This window comes from Aquimarina rhabdastrellae (assembly GCA_947387485.1).
Lineage (GTDB): Bacteria > Bacteroidota > Bacteroidia > Flavobacteriales > Flavobacteriaceae > Aquimarina.
Window position 1 is genome coordinate 130,383 of record CANDNT010000008.1, and the last position, 17,480, is coordinate 147,862.

Consider the following 17,480-nt stretch of genomic DNA (forward strand, 5'->3'; position numbering starts at 1 on the left):
TTGTATCACTGTTTATATTGATACAACCCTTAATAAATTAACTTATCCTAACGTATTAATTATTTATTGTTTTATAAGTTTCTTTGTAAATGATTTTTGACCATCTGTTACTGTTATAATATATAAACCAGCTCTTAAATCACTTATATTGATTTCTTCTTTAGATACTTTGTTTGCCAATACTGTTTGACCTAACATATTTTTAATGCTGTATGAAGCATTTTCTAAATTAGTAACAGAAAGAACAATATTGTTCTTTGATGGGTTAGGATAAACAGAGAATGACATTCCTACTCCATTATGTCCTAAACCTACAGTATCCTCATTTGTGATTGCATCTGTAGTTGCTACAGTAATAGCTACATTATTAATTTCTACTGTATAATCTTCTACTTCTCCATATGTAAATCTATCACATGGTGATGCAAGCGCCGTATCATTCATAGAAACACGCATTCTAGTTGTTCCTAATACTGCACTAGCTGGAATATCAATATTTGCAGAAAGTAATCCCGAAGAAGAACTATCTCCAGAAGCTACTCTTTCTCCAGATTCAAAAACTCCATTTTGATTAAAGTCAATCCAAATAGCCCAAAACTCTGTGTAAGCTCTTCCTCCAAATCCAGCACTAATCACTAGTTCAGTTTCAGTACCACGAGTTACTCTAGCAATACGATCTGTATAATCTCCATATCCATTATCATTTCCAGAAGAATTAGTCATTCCGCCAAGAGAAACATGGTCAATCCATTCAAACCCTGATTCATCTGTAGCACTACTTCCGGACGAAGCACAATACGTTACATCAACTACTTCACTAGCTGTAGTGAAGCTCACTGTTGTCGCTTCCGAAGTGTTTTCTGCTGCATCTTTTGCTCTTACAGAGAATGTATAATCAGTACTAGGTGTTAGGTCAGTTACATTCATGGTAGTATCTGTTACTGACGCTACATGAACAGCTCCTCTGTACACATCATAAACAGTAACTCCTACATTGTCTGTAGCAGCATTCCAACTAAGTGTCACTGTAGTTTGTTCTATATTAGTAGCAGTTAAATTTGTTGGAGCTGTTGGAGCTTGAGTATCTCCTTCTTCAGCTTGAATCACAACTGTATAATCCTCTGTTTCTCCATAACCAAAAGAACCACAAGCAGCAGCTATTGAATTATAGGCTAAACTTACACGCATTCTAGTAGTTCCTTCTAAAGCATCTGCAGGTATTTCAAAAGTAGTGCTAACTGGTGTAGTTTTTGAAGGAGACTTTGTCCATACTGTCTCTCCTTCATCATAAAAATCACCATCTCTATTATAATCTATATATACAGCATATCCATCGTTAAAAGCATTACCTGTCCATCCTGGGGTTATAGTAATACTATGCTCTTGTCCTTTTGCCAGATTTGTTGATAGTGATGTATGATCTGTATAACCTGTAGCATTAGTAGTCTGATTATCAATACTACCTAGTTGTACTCTTCTTATATATTCATCTTCTACACTATTACCTCTAGATTCGCAATAAGTAATAGCTGTAGTTGTAAAGTTTATTGCTGTACTATATGCAGAATTATCTGCGTCACATTTACTGCGTACTTGTGCTTGATATTGTGTTTCTGGATCTAATCCTCTTAATATTACAGATGGTATAAGTGTTTCTATTACTGTCCATGAAGAGCTACCTACCTCACGATATCTAACATCATATTTATTATCAGTAACTGTATCCCATTTTAAAGTAGCTTCTAAGGCATTAACTCCTTCTATACTTAAATTCTCTGGAACTGCTGTTACAGTACAATCTTCTGTAGAATCAACAATACCTGTAACAATTAACGAATAATTTTGACTCCCGCCTGTTAATGTTCCTTTATGAGAAATTGTTATTGTATAGGTACCAGAAGCATCTGCAATATCTACTCTCTCATAAGGATCTACATTATTATCTCTTCTTGCACTAGTAAGAGGTGTTACTAATTTATATGGAAAATATTCTGTTCCATCCTTAAAGACTCTAATATCAAGGTCATTTACTAATACTGGAGTTCTAGAATTTACTATTGTATTTGCTGTACCAGCTCTATCTGTCCATGAAATAGAAGCCATTAGAGGACTATTACCATCTGCATTTACTGTAATGGTATAACTCTGTCCAGCAGTAAGTCTTAATTCTTCTATTTTAGATTGTGTATTTCTATTTGTTATTACTTCTGCTGCTCTTTTTGCATTTAATAATCCCCATCCAAATACAGCATCTGGTCCATTAACGCCTGCATCATCTGCTGTATGAAGCGCCAAACCTTTAAGAGTAGCCGCTTTCATAAATGAATTATTTAAATTATCATAGTGTTCTTGTAATAATAGTAACGATCCTGTAACATTAGGAGATGCCATAGAAGTACCCGAAATAGATTCATAATCAGAATCTGTTCTAGCAAAAGTAGAATATACTTCTGTACCATTTCCTGTAATATCAGGTTTAATTCTAAAATCATCTGTAGGTCCTTCACTACTTGTACTATTTATAGCTACCGATACTAAATTACCATTAGCATCTACAGAAGCATCTGCGGCATTTGCTACTACTAATGTATTTTTGGAAGTCGCAAAATCATTTAATTTATCATAACCAAAACCTCCTGTCGGGTTTTCATTTGCAGAATTATCATCTCCATCATTTCCTGCTGCTATTACTGCCAAATAATTAGGTGCATTAAATAATACTTCATCCCAGTTTCTAGAATGTGTACTATACCCACCAAATCTATGTTGTGGTAATACAACTACATTATTATCATCTCTAAATCCAAAACCATAAGAATGGTTAGATAATAACATTCCGTCTGCAGCAGCATTTGTAGCTTCTGCAACATCATTATCCCAAAAATATCCTACTGCATTGGCATGTGGCGCCATTCCTTTTGCTTCAGCACTTACACCTGAAGCCATAATTGTTCCTGTAACATGTGCAGCATGAGCACTTAATTTAGTACTTCTATCTCCTATAGAATAACGATTATTTCCTCCAGCCCCATCATATTCTCTATGAGACACTCTAGCTACTCCTCCATCCCATACATGAGCTGTTAATCCATCTCCAGTTAAACTTAGACCAAGTGATCCTCCATTATGTAAATGGTTTGTTCTTGTAGATCTTGCAGCGGCTGCATTATATGTTGTGTAGTAGATCGGTTTACCATTTACTACTTCTTGAAGGTCATAAAATTTACCATCTTCTGTAGTAAAACTTGTTTTCCATCCTTTCTCTCCAGCTATTCTAAGTGCTTCAGCTCGTTTAGCAGCATTGGTATTACTATATTTTTGAGCGAGTGAAATTAATTTAGATTTATCATAACTCTTTGTAATCTGATTCTTTTGCTGTTTTGTTTGAGCATATGCCCCAACAGATAATCCCAGCATTGTTAATAAAAGTCCTTTTTTTAACACTTTGGATTTTGGGGTAACCCTTGTGTTAAAGAAACTCTCTTTCTTGTATTTGCTTTTCATTTAAAATTGAGTTTGTGTCAAGAATAAGTTAATTTATATATTCTCCCCAAAACTCTTAAAATATTACTCTCTTATCAAATTATTTCGATCAAATGTTAACTAATTATCATGAAATAGTTATTTAATTGTGTATACTGCATGTTTAAAAGATTACATGTAAGTTTTTTCTTCTATGATATACTTTCAAAACAAACAAACACCATAAACAACTATACAACAGTGTTTTAAAACCAACTCTTCATAAAAAAAGCCTATTAAATGAATTTTATAATCATTTAATAGGCTTTTTTTATGTTTTTCTAATTTGTAAAAGATATGAATAACATCACATCTATATAACATCACATCTATTCAAGTACCCATTTTTGTATAAAGAATTGTTGTAATTTATAAAATAATGTCCCAAAAATAGCTCCAATTACCATACCTGTAATTACATCTCCTGGATAATGTACTCCTACATAGATTCTACTATAACCAACTAATATCGCCCAGAAAATCATAATCGGAAATAAGATTTTATAATCTCTATTAAACAGTTTTCCTATAAAAAAGGCTAATCCCATTGAGCTTGCTGCATGTGCAGAAAAATACCCATGTCTACCACAACGTTCTGCTAGAAAACGAGCTATTTCATTAATGGCTTCTACTCTACAAGGTCTAGGGCGTTTAAATAAAACATTCTTAAATAAATTAGCTGTTTGATCTGTAGCTGTAATTAACAATGCTATAGCTAGTAAAGTAAATAATGTTCCTTTTACTCCATATTTCTTATATACCAAATATAATAGGATCGCGTACAAAGGTGCCTGATAAAATTTATGTGACATGAATTTCCAAAATCCATCCCAGGCCGGAGTTCCTAAACCATTGAGATAAATAAATAAATCGGTATCATATTGTAACAATTGCTCTATCATGGTATATTATTATATCAAGGGTTAACTATCTTCGTATCTAGTGATTTCTCTATCATAAAAATCATTAGCCTTTTGAAAAAGACTTTCGGCTTCATTCTGTAGTTCTTCCTCGTCATGTTTATCAAATTCTTCTAACCATTCTACCTCATCATTGGCTAGATTCAATATAAATCTAGGAAACTCTGTATGTATAATGAATATTGCATCTGGATAGTCTGTATTATCACCTAAAAGAAACTTTGGGATTTCCATAATAATGTTTTCTAATGTTATTACAAGCTCAAAACTACAAAGGTTTTTATGGTTTTAAAGCTATTTTTTTGAAATAAATTTATTTTATTCAACTTTCTTTAGAAAGAATTAGCTTTTTGGTTAAATGGTTAAAACGTATAAATAACAAAACTGCAGAGGTTGTTAAACCTGCTAGCAATCCAATCCAAATTCCTGAACTTTTAAAATCGGTATATAATCCTAAATAAAATGATATAGGAAACCCTACAACCCAATATGCTATAAAGGTGATTAATGTAGGTATTTTTACATCCTGTAATCCTCTTAATGCTCCTAGTACAACTACTTGTACTCCATCCGACAACTGAAATAAAGCTGCTACCAATAATAGTTTTGCTGCTATAGCAATTACTTCTGTATTATCCATCAAGTTTTTGGCATCATCTAGATCCACATACATTTTGGGGAAAATTGTATTACATAACATAAATAAAACTGCAAAACCTCCTGCTAATAAGAATGCTAACAAGAATAATGAAAATGCAATCCGTCTTAATTCTTTAAACTGTTGTAATCCTTTTTGATTTCCTACACGTACCATTGCTGCTACACTTATTCCCATAGCTACCATAAATGTCATCGAAGATAAGTTTAATGCAATTTGATTAGCCGCTTGAGGGTTTTTACCTAAAATACCTGATAACCATATAGCAGCAGTAAAAATAGCTACTTCAAAAAACATCTGTAATGCTGACGGAAAACCTAATTGAATTAATCTAAATAGCATGCTCTTTTCTAATACAAAGAGTTTTATATTTTTCACATAGGCTTTTACTTTTTCTTGATAACTTAATATTCCCCATAGAAAGAATAACATAGCAAAACGAGAAACTAGTGTTCCTATAGCTGCTCCTACAATTCCCATTTGAGGAAATCCTAGTTTACCAAAAATCAACAAATAGTTTAATACTACATTCACAATATTAGCGATCAATGTAGCATACATAGGATATTTTGTAATCGACATTCCATCTGAAAACTGCTTGAATGCCTGAAACATTATCATAGGAATTAAAGAAAAAGCTACTAGATTTAAATATGGCATAGCCAATGTTACTACCTCTTCTGGTTGTTTCATTAAATACATTAAGGGCTTAGCAGCCATTACAACAAGAAATAAAGCGATACCTAATACCGTACATAAAAACAAGCCATGTTTTAATGCTGATTTTCCTTTGACAAAACTACCTTCTCCATCCGCTTCGGCAACAAGTGGTGTTATTGCTGTAGAGAATCCTATTCCTAAGGACATTGCAATAAACAAAAAACTATTTCCTAGTGACACTGCTGCCAGCTCTGCCGATCCTAATTGTCCTACCATGATATTATCTATCAAACCTACAAAAGTATGTCCTAACATTCCTGCCATTACAGGCATTGCTAATTTTAGATTATATCCAAATTCTCTGGTGTATTGTTTTAGCACTTTTTCTGTTTTTGTTCAAACAAAAGTATAGGTTAGTTTTGAAAAATGATACTATTTTTCAATCATTTCACTAATCTATTTCTTTATAACTGTATAAAGATTTGCTATCCATCATTAGAGGCTCTATTTTAGTTCGACAAAATCCTGATTTATTTTGAAACATTCACTTACTTCTAAACGCAATACGGTAAGAATCGTATTAATTGTATTTACTGTAATTTTTGGAGCTTTAATTTTTCCTAATTTAGGTGCTGCTATGATGTCTCCCATGTTATTTGATAGCCCTGGTTCTGAAAACAGTACTGTATTATTATTAGCATTTATCACTATTATAGCTTATACTCCTGTTACTCTAATCTCTATTACCATGAGTTGGATTTTCTTTGCTAAGAAAAAAACGCTTGCTTCTCTTATTAGTATGGCATTTCCGTTATTGGTGATTTTAATCGGTCTTTTAGCTTTTGTAGTAATTTTTGTGTTCTGTAATGAAACTCTTGATTGCTAATGCTATTTACTTTCAAACTTTAATAATTCTCCAGCTTTTAGTTTTTGTGCCACAGTATCCGTTATTGGTATTTGTATTGCCGTTCCTTCTACTTCCAAAATCACATGGCAGGGATGCTCTTTTTTAAGCTTTATTATTTTTCCTTCTAATCTCATTTTTGGCTTTTCTGACGTTCTAAAAATAGCTTCAGGTTTTCCTGATGTAGAAATGCTGCCTTCATCTATGATGTACACCTTATTTGCTAACCTACAAATTTCGTTTTGATCATGACTCACTAATATAGTCGTCAGTTTATATTCTTGATGAATCTGTAAAATATAGTCTTGGAGTTTGCTTCGCATTGTGATATCCAAAGCAGATAGCGGTTCGTCTAATAAAAGTAATTTTGGTTTACTAGCAACAGCTCTCCCCAGAGCTACACGTTGTTGTTGTCCTCCTGATAGTTGTTCTGGTTTTTGATATTGCAAATCACCCAATTCCATCATATCAATTATTGGATCTATTTCTGTCTTTAAAGCTCCTTTGGGCATGGCATACAATAAATTTTCTCTTACAGACATATTAGGAAATAATGCATATTCCTGAAATACATATCCTATTTTACGCTGTTGTGGTTTTAAATTAATTTTTTGCTGTGTATCTAACCATATTTTATCTTCAACAGATATACGCCCATTATCAGGTTTTAAAATACCTGAAATCATTTTTAAGATAGATGTTTTTCCTACTCCAGAAACTCCATATAATGCAATACATTCTCCTTTTGGTATTTGTAAATCAACAGCTAATGATATCATACCACCTTTACCTTTTAGTTCTTTTTCTAACAGTATGTTTACCATTTGCCTAGTTGTTTTGCATTTTTTGCATTACCTCCATAAACCATTAAAAGAATCACAAAACTTATCACAAATAAGATTAGTGAATAGGTATGAGCTGCTCCATAATTAAGTGCTTCGACTTCGTCATAAATTGCAATCGAAGCTACTTTTGTTTTCCCTGGTATATTCCCTCCTATCATTAATACTACACCAAACTCACCTATCGTATGTGCAAAAGAAAGTACAATTCCTGTAATCATTGCTCGCTTCATATTAGGTAATATCACCTTCCATAACGTCATTAATTTTGATTTTCCCAAAATATAAGATGCTTCGATAAGGTTCGATGGTACTTTTGAAAATCCTGCTTGTATAGGGTGTACCATAAAAGGTAAACTATAACATACAGATGCCAATACTAATCCTTTAAATGAAAATAAAAACTGAATACCTAAATACTCATTTAACCATCCTCCTATGCTACTGGATGGACTAAAAATCATTAATAAATAGAATCCTAAAACTGTAGGGGGCAATACTAATGGCATACTCACTAAGGTTTCTATTACAGGTTTTAATTTTGAATTGGTATATGCTAACTTATATGCCAGAGGTATCGCTATAAGCATAAGTACAATAGTAGTAACTATAGCTAATTTAAACGTTAGTATAAGTGGTTGCCAATCCATAATTGCTAGTTGTTTGACGGAATTCCATATCCGTAAGCTTTAAGAAGGTTTTGTGCTTCTGATGAAAACATAAAGTTAACAAACTGTTTGGATTGTGCTGCTTTTCTTTTATCGTTTTTAAGTTGTACTATACCTTGTGCTATTGGAGTATGATTATTTTCGGGTATTTGTAGCCACTTCCCTTTTTCTTTCATGGGTGTTGCGATCACTGTAGACAAAGATGTAAATCCTATATTTGCTGCCTGAGTAACAATAAATTGATTGGTTTGTAGAATACTTTCGCCATAAACCAACTTATTCTCTACAATTTTGTCTAATCCATTTTTCTCTAACACTTCTTGTGCTGCTATACCATAAGGTGCCATTTTGGGGTTTGCCATAGCGATATGAGCAATTTTACCTTCTTGTAATAAAGCTAATGATGGTGATTGTAGTGTATCCATCGTCCATAACACTAATTTTCCATAGGCATATATTCTAGGTGTATCATAAGTTTTCCCACTCTTATAAAGACTTTTGGGGTACTTCATATTAGCCGAAACAAACACATCATAAGGAGCTCCTGCTTCAACTTGAGCTGTGAGTTTTCCTGAAGAACTTATGATAAGATTACATTCTATTCCTGTTTTTGCTGTAAATCCTTTAGCTATAGCTTTCACTGTAAATTGCATATTGGCCGCTACAGCAATATTAAGTTTCTCTTCTGTATTAGAAGAAGAACAGGATGTAAAGCCATATAATCCTATCAAAATAAGTATTCGTACCACATATTTCATGTACTCAAAATTAGTCTAGAATTCAAATATGATAAAATTATATGTTTCTAATGCCTTTTTGCTTTAGGTTATATCCAAAAATATATGCAATACTTAAAAAAAGTATCACACTTACTATTGCTAATATTTCATAATAAGATTCAAATAAAGGTAATGCTGCTAATTGTATACTTCCCTTATAAAAAATAAGCAGTTCGGTAAACACAAAACCTAAAACATAACTATGCCATCCCCATTTAGGCATCTTTAATATTTTAAAATATTCTAAAAAGAAAAAGAGTCCAATACTAATTACACCTAAAAACGTCCAATGTAAATACCCAATAGTAAAATCTAGTGTACTTGCTATTATCTCTGCCATAAAAGGTATAGCTGATATGACTTGTAAAATAAACTTGACCCAAATCAAAGCTCCAATACTGATTAGCATTTGCCATTGTAACTTGGTTAGTCGACTTTTTAATTGTTGTTTAAGTTTTAGAGTTACTATTAATTTAAATAAAGCAATGATTTGTAATATAGCTCCTGTCCCTCCTATAAAATAACATATTGCAGGTGGGTTAGTCCATAAAGTCGAAAGCAATACTGTAGTAATTATTCCTAAATTTAAAAGTCTAAAAAACGATGTAAACGAAGTTTTATGAATGGATAAGCCTGCTCGTTCATAAACAGCGAATAAAACACCTATCAATCCCAAAATTATCCATCCGTTATACTGAAAATGCAAATAAAAATATATCGCTAATCGATACCAGATTGACGTCGATCCTAAGGTTGTCATTATAATCCCTAATGCCCATGGTCCTATACTGGAAAGTACCATATAGTACAATCCCATTTTAATACATTTATAAGAGAATTGTTCTTTGTATTCTTTAGGTGTTCTCGTGATAAAAAACCATGTAAACACATACGAAACGATCAAGAATAGCGTAGAAAATATAATAGAAAACAAAGCATATCCTTGAATAGGAAAACTAATTAACATGCCTATTAATGTAATCTGCGTTGCCCAAAAAATCTGTTTGTATTTTTTCTGTATTAGCTTATTATTAAGATATAAATGATAAATCAAAGTCGTCATTCCCAAATACACCCATCCTAATAAAGCTATGTGCGAATGCGCATGTACTATATATCTATATGTTATAGCTATCTCTGTAACAAAGAGTACTCTTAAAAAAGCGCCTAATCCTGCTGCAATAAATAGATATAATATAGCGATATGAGCTTGTTTATACAGCACCTTTTTCATCCTCAATTATTCTAATGTTCTCAAATATTCCAAAATAGCTCTTGCCTGAGTTTCCTTAGTAATTTGTTTTACCATAGGAGATCCATTATATTCTTCTAATAAAGCTTTTGCTAAAGGATTTTTCTTTGTCATCTCATATGGATTCAAAATCATATTCATTGTCCATTCTGGTGTTCTTCTATCTAGAATTCCAACCATAGCTGGTCCTATTAATTTTTTATGGGTTTTATGACAGCTCAAGCAATGTGTTTGAAACAAAACTTGTCCTTCTTTTTTTAAATCTTCATTAATAGTTGTTTCTAGTGTTACTGTAGTTACTGGCCCAATCCCTTTATCTGTTAAGTTTATCTTTTCTGAAGCTTTTATACTTTCTTTTTTTGATTCTTTTTGTTCTGGTGCACACCCTATACACCATAATACTATTCCTAAATACAATACAAGCTGTTTCATCATCCTTTTTTTTAATTCATTTTCCCTTTTCTCTTTCCACTAATAACTTCTTTATTTCAAAAAACATAGCTTCAATTAAGCTACTATAGCCATAGTATAAAGTTACTCCTTCTCTTCATAATGATATATGACTTAAATCATATTTATCTATATTTACCAGTACATAGCAACAAAAACAATAAAAATCAATGCTATGATATTTATCATATTATTTAAAAGATAATGCTGCAAATTTTGCATAACTAATTATTAATCTTTCCAGACTATGTTTATTAAAAAGAGAAGTATTGTGATCCTAGCATTCTTAATGCTCGTGGTTTTTAACATGAATGCCCAGTTCACTATTGATGCCGATTTAAAAACTCGTTTTGAATATCGCCACGGATTCAACAACTTGTTTCCAGATGATGCCGACCCAGCTGCGTTTGTAGGACAACGTACTCGTCTTAATTTAGGGTATACTCATGAAAAATTAAAACTTTTTGTAAGTGTACAGGATGTAAGTACATGGGGAGACACTAGACAAATTTTGCCTAATGATGGTAATGATTCTTTTTCATTATTTCAAGCTTGGGCACAATTACTTCTTGACGAACAATGGTCTATTAAAGCTGGACGTCAAGTAATTTCTTATGATGATCAACGTATTTTTGGTGGATTAGATTGGGCTTTACAAGGACGTTTTCATGATGCAGCCTTAATCAAATATCAAAACAAAAACCATGGTATCAAAGCTGATTTAGGTTTTGCGTTTAGTCAAGAAAATCAAAAAAATGAAGGTACTGAGTTTAATATCTCTGGATTCTTTACTTATAAAGCTATGCAATATTTACACTTTAATAAGTCTTGGGAAAAGAGTACACTTAGTGCTTTATTCTTAAATACTGGTTTCCAGAAATTCACTGGTGATGATAACGATATTCCTGATGGAACGTTTTATAGACAAACAGCTGGTGTGTATTTTAAATTCCCTATCAAAAATGTAAATGTTACAGGTAGTTCTTATTATCAATTTGGTAAAGCTAATGCTACTACAGATTTAAGTGCTTACCAAGCTTCTATAGAAGGTACTTATAAAACAGGTAAAGTACTTATGGGATTAGGTTTTGAGACTTTAAGTGGTACTGATCAAGATGGTGCTACAGAAAATAACTCTTTCTTCCCTCTTTATGGTACAAACCACAAGTTTAACGGATTTATGGATTATTTCTATGTAGGTAATCATGCTAATAACGTAGGACTTAATGATGCTTATGCAAAATTAGTTTTTACTACTGGTGCTAAATCTAACTTATTATTAAAAGGTCATTATTTTGCTGCTCAAGCTGATCTTACAGGAGATGCAGATAAATATCTAGGTACAGAAATCGATCTTGTTTACAATCAAAAATTAATGAAGAATGTAAAATTAAGCGTAGGATACTCTCATATGTTTGCATCTGATAGTATGAGCTTAATCAAAGGTGGTAGACCTAGTGACAATGTAAACAACTGGGCATGGGTACAATTAGTTATTCGTCCTAACTTGTTTACATCCAACTTTAAGAAAAACTAAAACAAAAATAAATACTAGGATATAGTAAGTTTAATTTCGGTATGCAACAGTGGCTTTGATTTTCATAGTCACTGTTGTTTTTTTATACTCGTTCTATAATTAATACTAAGAAATCATTCCTATCAAAAAATGTATCATCTCTTTTCTACTTTAGAAGTCCTCAAAAATTCCACCTTCAAAAATCGTTAATCGATATTCTTAATTTATTATTCATCAATAGAATATTCACAACTTTTGAGATTGTTCCATAAAAAACAATTATTAACAAATGATATCGAGGTTTAAATGGTATTATAGCTTATACTATTTTACACAAACTTATAGTATTTCATTTATTTGTAATACATTTTTAGCAAAAAACACATTTAACACACTAAAAAACAACAGTATGCGTTAAAAACACAAACAACTCTTATACCCTTAGACATGAATCATAAAAAAAACCTACTGTTATTATTTTGTTTAGCCTTTTCACTATCCATTCTAGGCTTTATTATTGATATAGGTGAGCGTGTTCCTAACGTATTAGTAAATATCTTAGATATTTCTATGATGACACTCCTTATATTTACTGTACTTATTATCCCTTATGGTATGCTTATCTTATTGCAAAGAGTAACCAATAAAGAGATTATATAATTTAGAACGATTTGATTAACCTCCTATAGCTATCATGCTTCGGTTTGAGCTATGTTTATCCATTTTCTTGAATTCTTCAAGAGAAGGCATTCCTGCTCTTACTTTTTGTTTGCTATACAGGTGTTCTTGAATAACTGAGGTAATAGTTTTTCCTGCTCTTAATGGAGTAAGCAAGTCCACTTCTTGAGCAGAAAATAAGCAGTTTTTAAGTTTACCATTTGCGGTAAGACGAATACGATTACACTGATCACAAAAGGGATTTGTAACTGAGCTTATAATGGCAAATGTTCCTTTATAATTTGTAATTTGATAATGTTTTGCCGTATCGTGAGGTGGATCCGGTAATTTTTGAATCTTTTTAATTGAAAAAGTAGCTACAGCTGCTTTTAAAATATCTTCGAGTGAAACTAATTTATCAAGGTTCCATCGATTACCATCAAAAGGCATAAACTCGATAAAGCGCAAATGTATTGGTAATTCTTTAGTTAAATTAATAAAATCGGCAATCTCGTTATCATTCACACCTTTTATCAATACGCAATTGACTTTTACTTCAAATCCTTCTCTAACTAATAACAACATATTATTATAAACTCTTTCAAAGTAATTACGCCTTGTAATGGTATAATTCTTTTCGGTATCTAAAGAGTCTAAACTGATATTAATCTTATTCAAACCAATCTCTTTAAACACTTCTATAAATTGGTCTACAATCACTCCATTAGTTGTTATACCTAGAGTTACCGGAAGCGTTGCTAATTGCTTTAAAATTTTTGCAGCATCTTTACGAATTAAAGGTTCTCCACCTGTCAAACGTATTTTGGTAACACCATGTGCTACAAATGTTTTGGCTATTGTATAAATTTCTTCTGCCGTCATCACAGATGCTTTTGGAGATAATTGAATTCCATCTGCAGGCATACAATAAGTACATCTCAAATTACATCGTTCTGTCAACGAAATACGTAAATAAGTGTGTGCTCTCCCAAAAGCATCTGTCAATATCGGTTGTATAGCTTTCATTAATCGTGTTGTGCTCCTTTCAAAATTCTAAATACATGCAATACCGCGGGAAAAATAGCATCCATAGATTCTCTTGCTCCATTGGTAGAACCTGGCAATGCCAAAACTAAACTATCTCCTATTGTTCCTGCTATACTACGTGATAACATCGAATACGGTGTACGGTCTTGACCATAACTGCGGATAGCTTCTTCTATTCCTGGTATTGTTCTTTCTAACAAAGGGTGTAATGCCTCTGGAGTTACATCTCTTTGTGACAATCCTGTTCCTCCTGTATATATGATAAGGTTAGCTCCTGCTTCTTGATAATGCTTAGCTTTTTCTTGAATCAATGCCACCTCATCTGGTATAATGATATAATCTTGTATTTCTACTTCGCAAGATTTTAATTTACTGATAATAGCTTTTCCTGCTCGGTCTTCTTTTTTTCCTGCCGAAATCGTATCTGAACATACAATAACAACAGCTCTAGTATCTCGTTGAAATCTATCTTTAAAACTTGATTTCCCTCCTTTTTTATTCAATAACTTTATGCTTCCTATCTCAATTCCTTTATCAATAGGTTTTAACATATCATACATATTCAAGGCTACCACACTAGCTCCATGCATAGCTTCGACTTCTACCCCTGTTTTATAAATCGTTTTGACTGTCATCGAAATCGTAATTTCTAAGTCATTGATTTCATAATCAATTCCGGTATATTCTATTGGTAACGGATGGCAATCTGGCAATAAATCTGGAGTTCTTTTCACTCCCAGTAATCCTGCGGCTTTACTCATTGCAAAGACATTTCCTTTTGGGACTCTATCTTCTTGAATTGCTGCTATTGTTTCTAGTGAACTTACTTTTACAACGGCCTGTGCTGTAGCTTCTCTTAATGTATTATGTTTATGTGTAATATCTACCATTATATTAGCTATTTACTTTCCATTGATGCGTCTCATCTTCAAATATTTCTTTACCAAATATTGCTGTTTCAGCTTTTACTTTTTCCACAACAAACTCCAATGCTTCTAATACTACTTTTCTTCTTGGAGATGATACAAAAACAAATAAGCAAATCTCACCTGCTTTTACAGTTCCTAAACTGTGATAAATATGCATACATGTAAGGTCATATTTATCAAAGGTCATTTCTCTTATTTCGTCAAAAGCAGCATTAGCCATTTCTTCATAAGCAGTATACTCAATAGCAGCTACTTCTTTACCTTCTATTACATCTGCTCGTACTTGTCCTAAAAATATATTGTGAGCACCTATACTCGTTTTTGTTTGATGTTTTGCAATAGAATTCCCTATAAATTCTGCACTAATCGCACCTTGTATAAATACGTTTTTATGTTTCTTTTTCATTTTTTATAATTTATCGATAGCCATTACGCTCTCGGCTAATATTTCTTTGATTTGATGTGCTCCTTCTTTTATACTCCAGCAATTTGTAATTCCCTGTTCTTCTAGCAATGCTACTGCCTTTTTACTACGTACTCCAGATTGACAAAATATTACTTTTTTCTTTGAATTCGCTAATTGATTTTTATGCAATAGCAATTGATCAAGTGGTATCTGATCAACTTTTATTTCATTTATTTTGGGAGTTTCTTCTTGATTTCTAACGTCTATAAATTGTGTATCCTCCCAGGTTAAGACATCTTTAATAGCAACTACTGTTGTTGTTGTTGTTTGACAATATGAATTTACTTCTTCTCGATCAGTGAACTCCTCTCGTTGCGCATATATCTTATCTATTTCTTCTTGATTTTTATTCAGTTTCATGACTTGTGTTTGATGCTTTAAGGCATCATAAAACAAAATCTTTCCTGATAAAGGTTCTCCTATTCCCAAAATCATTTTCAATACTTCATTAGCTTGCATGGTTCCTATAATTCCAGGCAACACGCCTAATACTCCCATTGCTGTGCAATTAGGTATCGTTCCTTCTTGAGGTTCTTTAGGAAATAAACATCTATAGGTAGGTCCTCCCTTATAATTAAAAACTGCTACTTGTCCTTCAAACTTATAAATAGCACCATAAATTAGTGGTTTGTTTGTTAGTACAGCTGCATCATTAATCAAATATCTTGTAAAGAAATTATCTGTACCATCAACTATAATATCGTATTCCTTAAAATAATCTAGTGCATTTTTGGGTGTTAATCGCTCTGGATACGCATGTATAGTAATCCCTGGATTTAAATCCTTTAAACGTTCTCTAGCCATGATCGCCTTATTTTTTCCTAAAGCACTTTCTCCAAATAACACCTGACGCTGTAGATTAGATTTTTCTACAATATCAAAATCTACAATACCTATAGTTCCTACTCCTGCCGCTGCCAAATACTGCGCTATAGGACACCCTAAACCTCCTGCTCCTATAAGTAAAACTCTTGCTGCCAATAGCTTTTCTTGCCCTTTAATTCCAATTTCTGGCAAAATAATATGTCTATTATATCTTTCTTCCATAGCATTTTCTTTTTATCCTCCCGAAAACGGTGGTAATAGCGCTATTTCACCTTGACTTATGGGCTTTTTTATATCAACGATAACTTGATCTTGTGCCACCTGAAATTCTTTTTCTTTTAATAGTGGATATTTATTCATTAACAGTTGTAATACGTCTGCTATATTTCCTTCTATTAACGGAAACTGTTCTTCTGTACAGCCTGTTACTTCGGTTAACATTCCAAAATATTTAATTTTCAAATTCATAAGCTGCTAATTTTAATTCTTCTGGAGTATTTATATTTATGACTTGATCTTTGATTGACTCAGGTACTTGAATTGTTTTTACCTGCAACTCATCGATTAAGCTACGTACTCTGCGTTTATCTTTTTCTAAAAGTGATAAACACGTAATTTTACATTCTTTTTTATACACTGCAATTAAAGGCATTGTCTCTCCATCATATTCATATTGCACCACATCATTTTCTATAGTTATATGTCGAGTTAACTTCTCTAAACTATCTGTTTTAATTTTAGGAATGTCACAACTCAATACTATTGCATAAGGCGTTTTTATATAGTCTAAACCTGTGTAAATTCCTCCTAAAGGTCCTGATACTGGAATACGATCTGGAATACGTGTTGTTTCCATAAAAACATCATAAGCTTCATCATCACTCACAATTACTATTTCGTTTACTAAAGGTTGTAAAGCTTCAATTATATATTTGATAAAAGGTTTTCCTTTAAAGATAATTAACCCTTTATCTTTTCCCATTCTTCTACTTTTTCCTCCTGCTAGTATGATTCCTGTAAGTGCTGCCTTCTTCATGTTATAGTTCTATTATCTTTTTGGTTTTAGCTTCTAGATCTTTCCAACATTCTGCATTAATTTCATCAAAAACTATTATCAACTCTTTGGCATAAGAAGTTAATTGTGCTCCTCCGCCATCTTTACCTCCTTTATTTTTTATCACCATTGTTTTTTCTGCAGCTGTATTAATGGCTTCTACTAATGTCCATGCTTTTTTATAAGACATTTTCATCATTTTGGCTGCTTGTGATAGTGAGCCTTTTTCTTCTATTGCTTTTAAAAGACGAACTCTTCCTTCTCCCAAAACCACTCGATCATTTAATTCTAACCAAATTCTACTCTTAATTTTGTACTTACTCATCATCTT

At 32.4% G+C, this 17,480-nt stretch carries 19 protein-coding genes; 3 read left to right on the forward strand and 16 right to left on the reverse strand.

Annotated elements, in window-relative coordinates; genetic code table 11:
* Positions 1-63: 63 nt before the first annotated feature.
* The 4 genes from ACYEKI_RS13355 to ACYEKI_RS13370 all read right to left on the reverse strand — a co-directional run bounded on the left by ACYEKI_RS13355 (position 64) and on the right by ACYEKI_RS13370 (position 6,093).
* Positions 64-3,504 carry a GEVED domain-containing protein gene (locus ACYEKI_RS13355; protein ID WP_459211699.1) on the reverse strand — a complete coding sequence of 1,147 codons (3,441 nt, stop codon included), beginning with the start codon at positions 3,502-3,504 and terminating at the stop codon, positions 64-66.
* 347 nt (positions 3,505-3,851) lie between these two features.
* Positions 3,852-4,424 (reverse strand): phosphatase PAP2 family protein, encoded by a 573-nt coding sequence (locus ACYEKI_RS13360; protein WP_459211700.1) that lies wholly within the window; start codon positions 4,422-4,424, stop codon positions 3,852-3,854.
* Between the two features lie 21 nt (positions 4,425-4,445).
* Positions 4,446-4,676, reverse strand: a complete 231-nt coding sequence (locus ACYEKI_RS13365; protein ID WP_459211701.1) for a hypothetical protein — start codon at positions 4,674-4,676, stop codon at positions 4,446-4,448.
* Between the two features lie 88 nt (positions 4,677-4,764).
* Positions 4,765-6,093: an MATE family efflux transporter gene (locus ACYEKI_RS13370; RefSeq protein WP_459211741.1), complete on the reverse strand. Its 1,329-nt coding sequence runs from the start codon at positions 6,091-6,093 to the stop codon at positions 4,765-4,767.
* Positions 6,094-6,295: 202 nt separating this feature from the next.
* Between ACYEKI_RS13370 and ACYEKI_RS13375 the strand changes: the two genes are divergently transcribed.
* On the forward strand, positions 6,296-6,646 hold the full coding sequence (locus ACYEKI_RS13375; protein WP_459211702.1) for a hypothetical protein: 351 nt from the start codon (positions 6,296-6,298) through the stop codon (positions 6,644-6,646).
* Between the two features lie 2 nt (positions 6,647-6,648).
* On the opposite strand, the gene ACYEKI_RS13380 is transcribed toward ACYEKI_RS13375, so the two are convergent.
* From ACYEKI_RS13380 to ACYEKI_RS13400, 5 genes are read right to left on the reverse strand one after another with little or no spacing between them, the layout of a single operon-like run.
* The gene (locus ACYEKI_RS13380) at positions 6,649-7,488 is read right to left on the reverse strand and encodes an ATP-binding cassette domain-containing protein (RefSeq protein WP_459211703.1); all 840 of its coding nucleotides are present in this window, start codon (positions 7,486-7,488) and stop codon (positions 6,649-6,651) included.
* Positions 7,482-8,156: a molybdate ABC transporter permease subunit gene (gene modB / locus ACYEKI_RS13385; protein ID WP_459211704.1), complete on the reverse strand. Its 675-nt coding sequence runs from the start codon at positions 8,154-8,156 to the stop codon at positions 7,482-7,484. Before modB ends, ACYEKI_RS13380 begins: the two co-directional genes overlap by 7 nt.
* Before the next feature lie 5 nt (positions 8,157-8,161).
* The gene (modA, locus tag ACYEKI_RS13390) at positions 8,162-8,932 is read right to left on the reverse strand and encodes a molybdate ABC transporter substrate-binding protein (protein WP_459211705.1); all 771 of its coding nucleotides are present in this window, start codon (positions 8,930-8,932) and stop codon (positions 8,162-8,164) included.
* Positions 8,933-8,969: 37 nt separating this feature from the next.
* The gene (locus ACYEKI_RS13395; protein ID WP_459211706.1) at positions 8,970-10,187 is read right to left on the reverse strand and encodes a hypothetical protein; all 1,218 of its coding nucleotides are present in this window, start codon (positions 10,185-10,187) and stop codon (positions 8,970-8,972) included.
* A 6-nt stretch (positions 10,188-10,193) separates the two neighbouring features.
* The gene (locus tag ACYEKI_RS13400; protein WP_459211707.1) at positions 10,194-10,637 is read right to left on the reverse strand and encodes a c-type cytochrome; all 444 of its coding nucleotides are present in this window, start codon (positions 10,635-10,637) and stop codon (positions 10,194-10,196) included.
* A gap of 289 nt (positions 10,638-10,926) precedes the next feature.
* On the opposite strand from ACYEKI_RS13400, the gene ACYEKI_RS13405 reads away from it, so the two are divergent.
* Positions 10,927-12,192, forward strand: coding sequence for an alginate export family protein (locus ACYEKI_RS13405; protein WP_459211708.1), 1,266 nt, complete (start codon positions 10,927-10,929; stop codon positions 12,190-12,192).
* Positions 12,193-12,618: 426 nt separating this feature from the next.
* Positions 12,619-12,831 (forward strand): hypothetical protein, encoded by a 213-nt coding sequence (locus tag ACYEKI_RS13410; protein ID WP_459211709.1) that lies wholly within the window; start codon positions 12,619-12,621, stop codon positions 12,829-12,831.
* Positions 12,832-12,846: 15 nt separating this feature from the next.
* Here the strand turns inward: ACYEKI_RS13410 and moaA are convergent, their stop codons facing one another.
* The 7 genes from moaA to ACYEKI_RS13445 are packed head-to-tail and all read right to left on the reverse strand — an operon-like array spanning position 12,847 to position 17,474.
* Positions 12,847-13,854 (reverse strand): GTP 3',8-cyclase MoaA, encoded by a 1,008-nt coding sequence (gene moaA, locus ACYEKI_RS13415; RefSeq protein ID WP_459211710.1) that lies wholly within the window; start codon positions 13,852-13,854, stop codon positions 12,847-12,849.
* Positions 13,854-14,765, reverse strand: coding sequence for a bifunctional molybdenum cofactor biosynthesis protein MoaC/MoaB (gene moaCB / locus ACYEKI_RS13420; protein WP_459211711.1), 912 nt, complete (start codon positions 14,763-14,765; stop codon positions 13,854-13,856). The genes moaA and moaCB overlap by 1 nt, the downstream gene beginning before the upstream one ends.
* A 4-nt stretch (positions 14,766-14,769) precedes the next feature.
* On the reverse strand, positions 14,770-15,210 hold the full coding sequence (locus ACYEKI_RS13425; protein WP_459211712.1) for a molybdenum cofactor biosynthesis protein MoaE: 441 nt from the start codon (positions 15,208-15,210) through the stop codon (positions 14,770-14,772).
* Positions 15,211-15,213: 3 nt separating this feature from the next.
* A complete protein-coding gene (gene moeB, locus ACYEKI_RS13430) occupies positions 15,214-16,317 on the reverse strand; it encodes a molybdopterin-synthase adenylyltransferase MoeB (protein WP_459211713.1) in 1,104 nt (367 codons plus the stop codon).
* 12 nt (positions 16,318-16,329) lie between these two features.
* Complete coding sequence (locus ACYEKI_RS13435; protein WP_459211714.1) at positions 16,330-16,563, reverse strand: MoaD/ThiS family protein; 234 nt, start codon at positions 16,561-16,563, stop codon at positions 16,330-16,332.
* Complete coding sequence (mobA, locus tag ACYEKI_RS13440; RefSeq protein WP_459211715.1) at positions 16,547-17,131, reverse strand: molybdenum cofactor guanylyltransferase; 585 nt, start codon at positions 17,129-17,131, stop codon at positions 16,547-16,549. The genes ACYEKI_RS13435 and mobA overlap by 17 nt, the downstream gene beginning before the upstream one ends.
* Before the next feature lies 1 nt (position 17,132).
* A complete protein-coding gene (locus tag ACYEKI_RS13445) occupies positions 17,133-17,474 on the reverse strand; it encodes a winged helix-turn-helix domain-containing protein (RefSeq protein ID WP_459211716.1) in 342 nt (113 codons plus the stop codon).
* Positions 17,475-17,480: the final 6 nt, after the last annotated feature.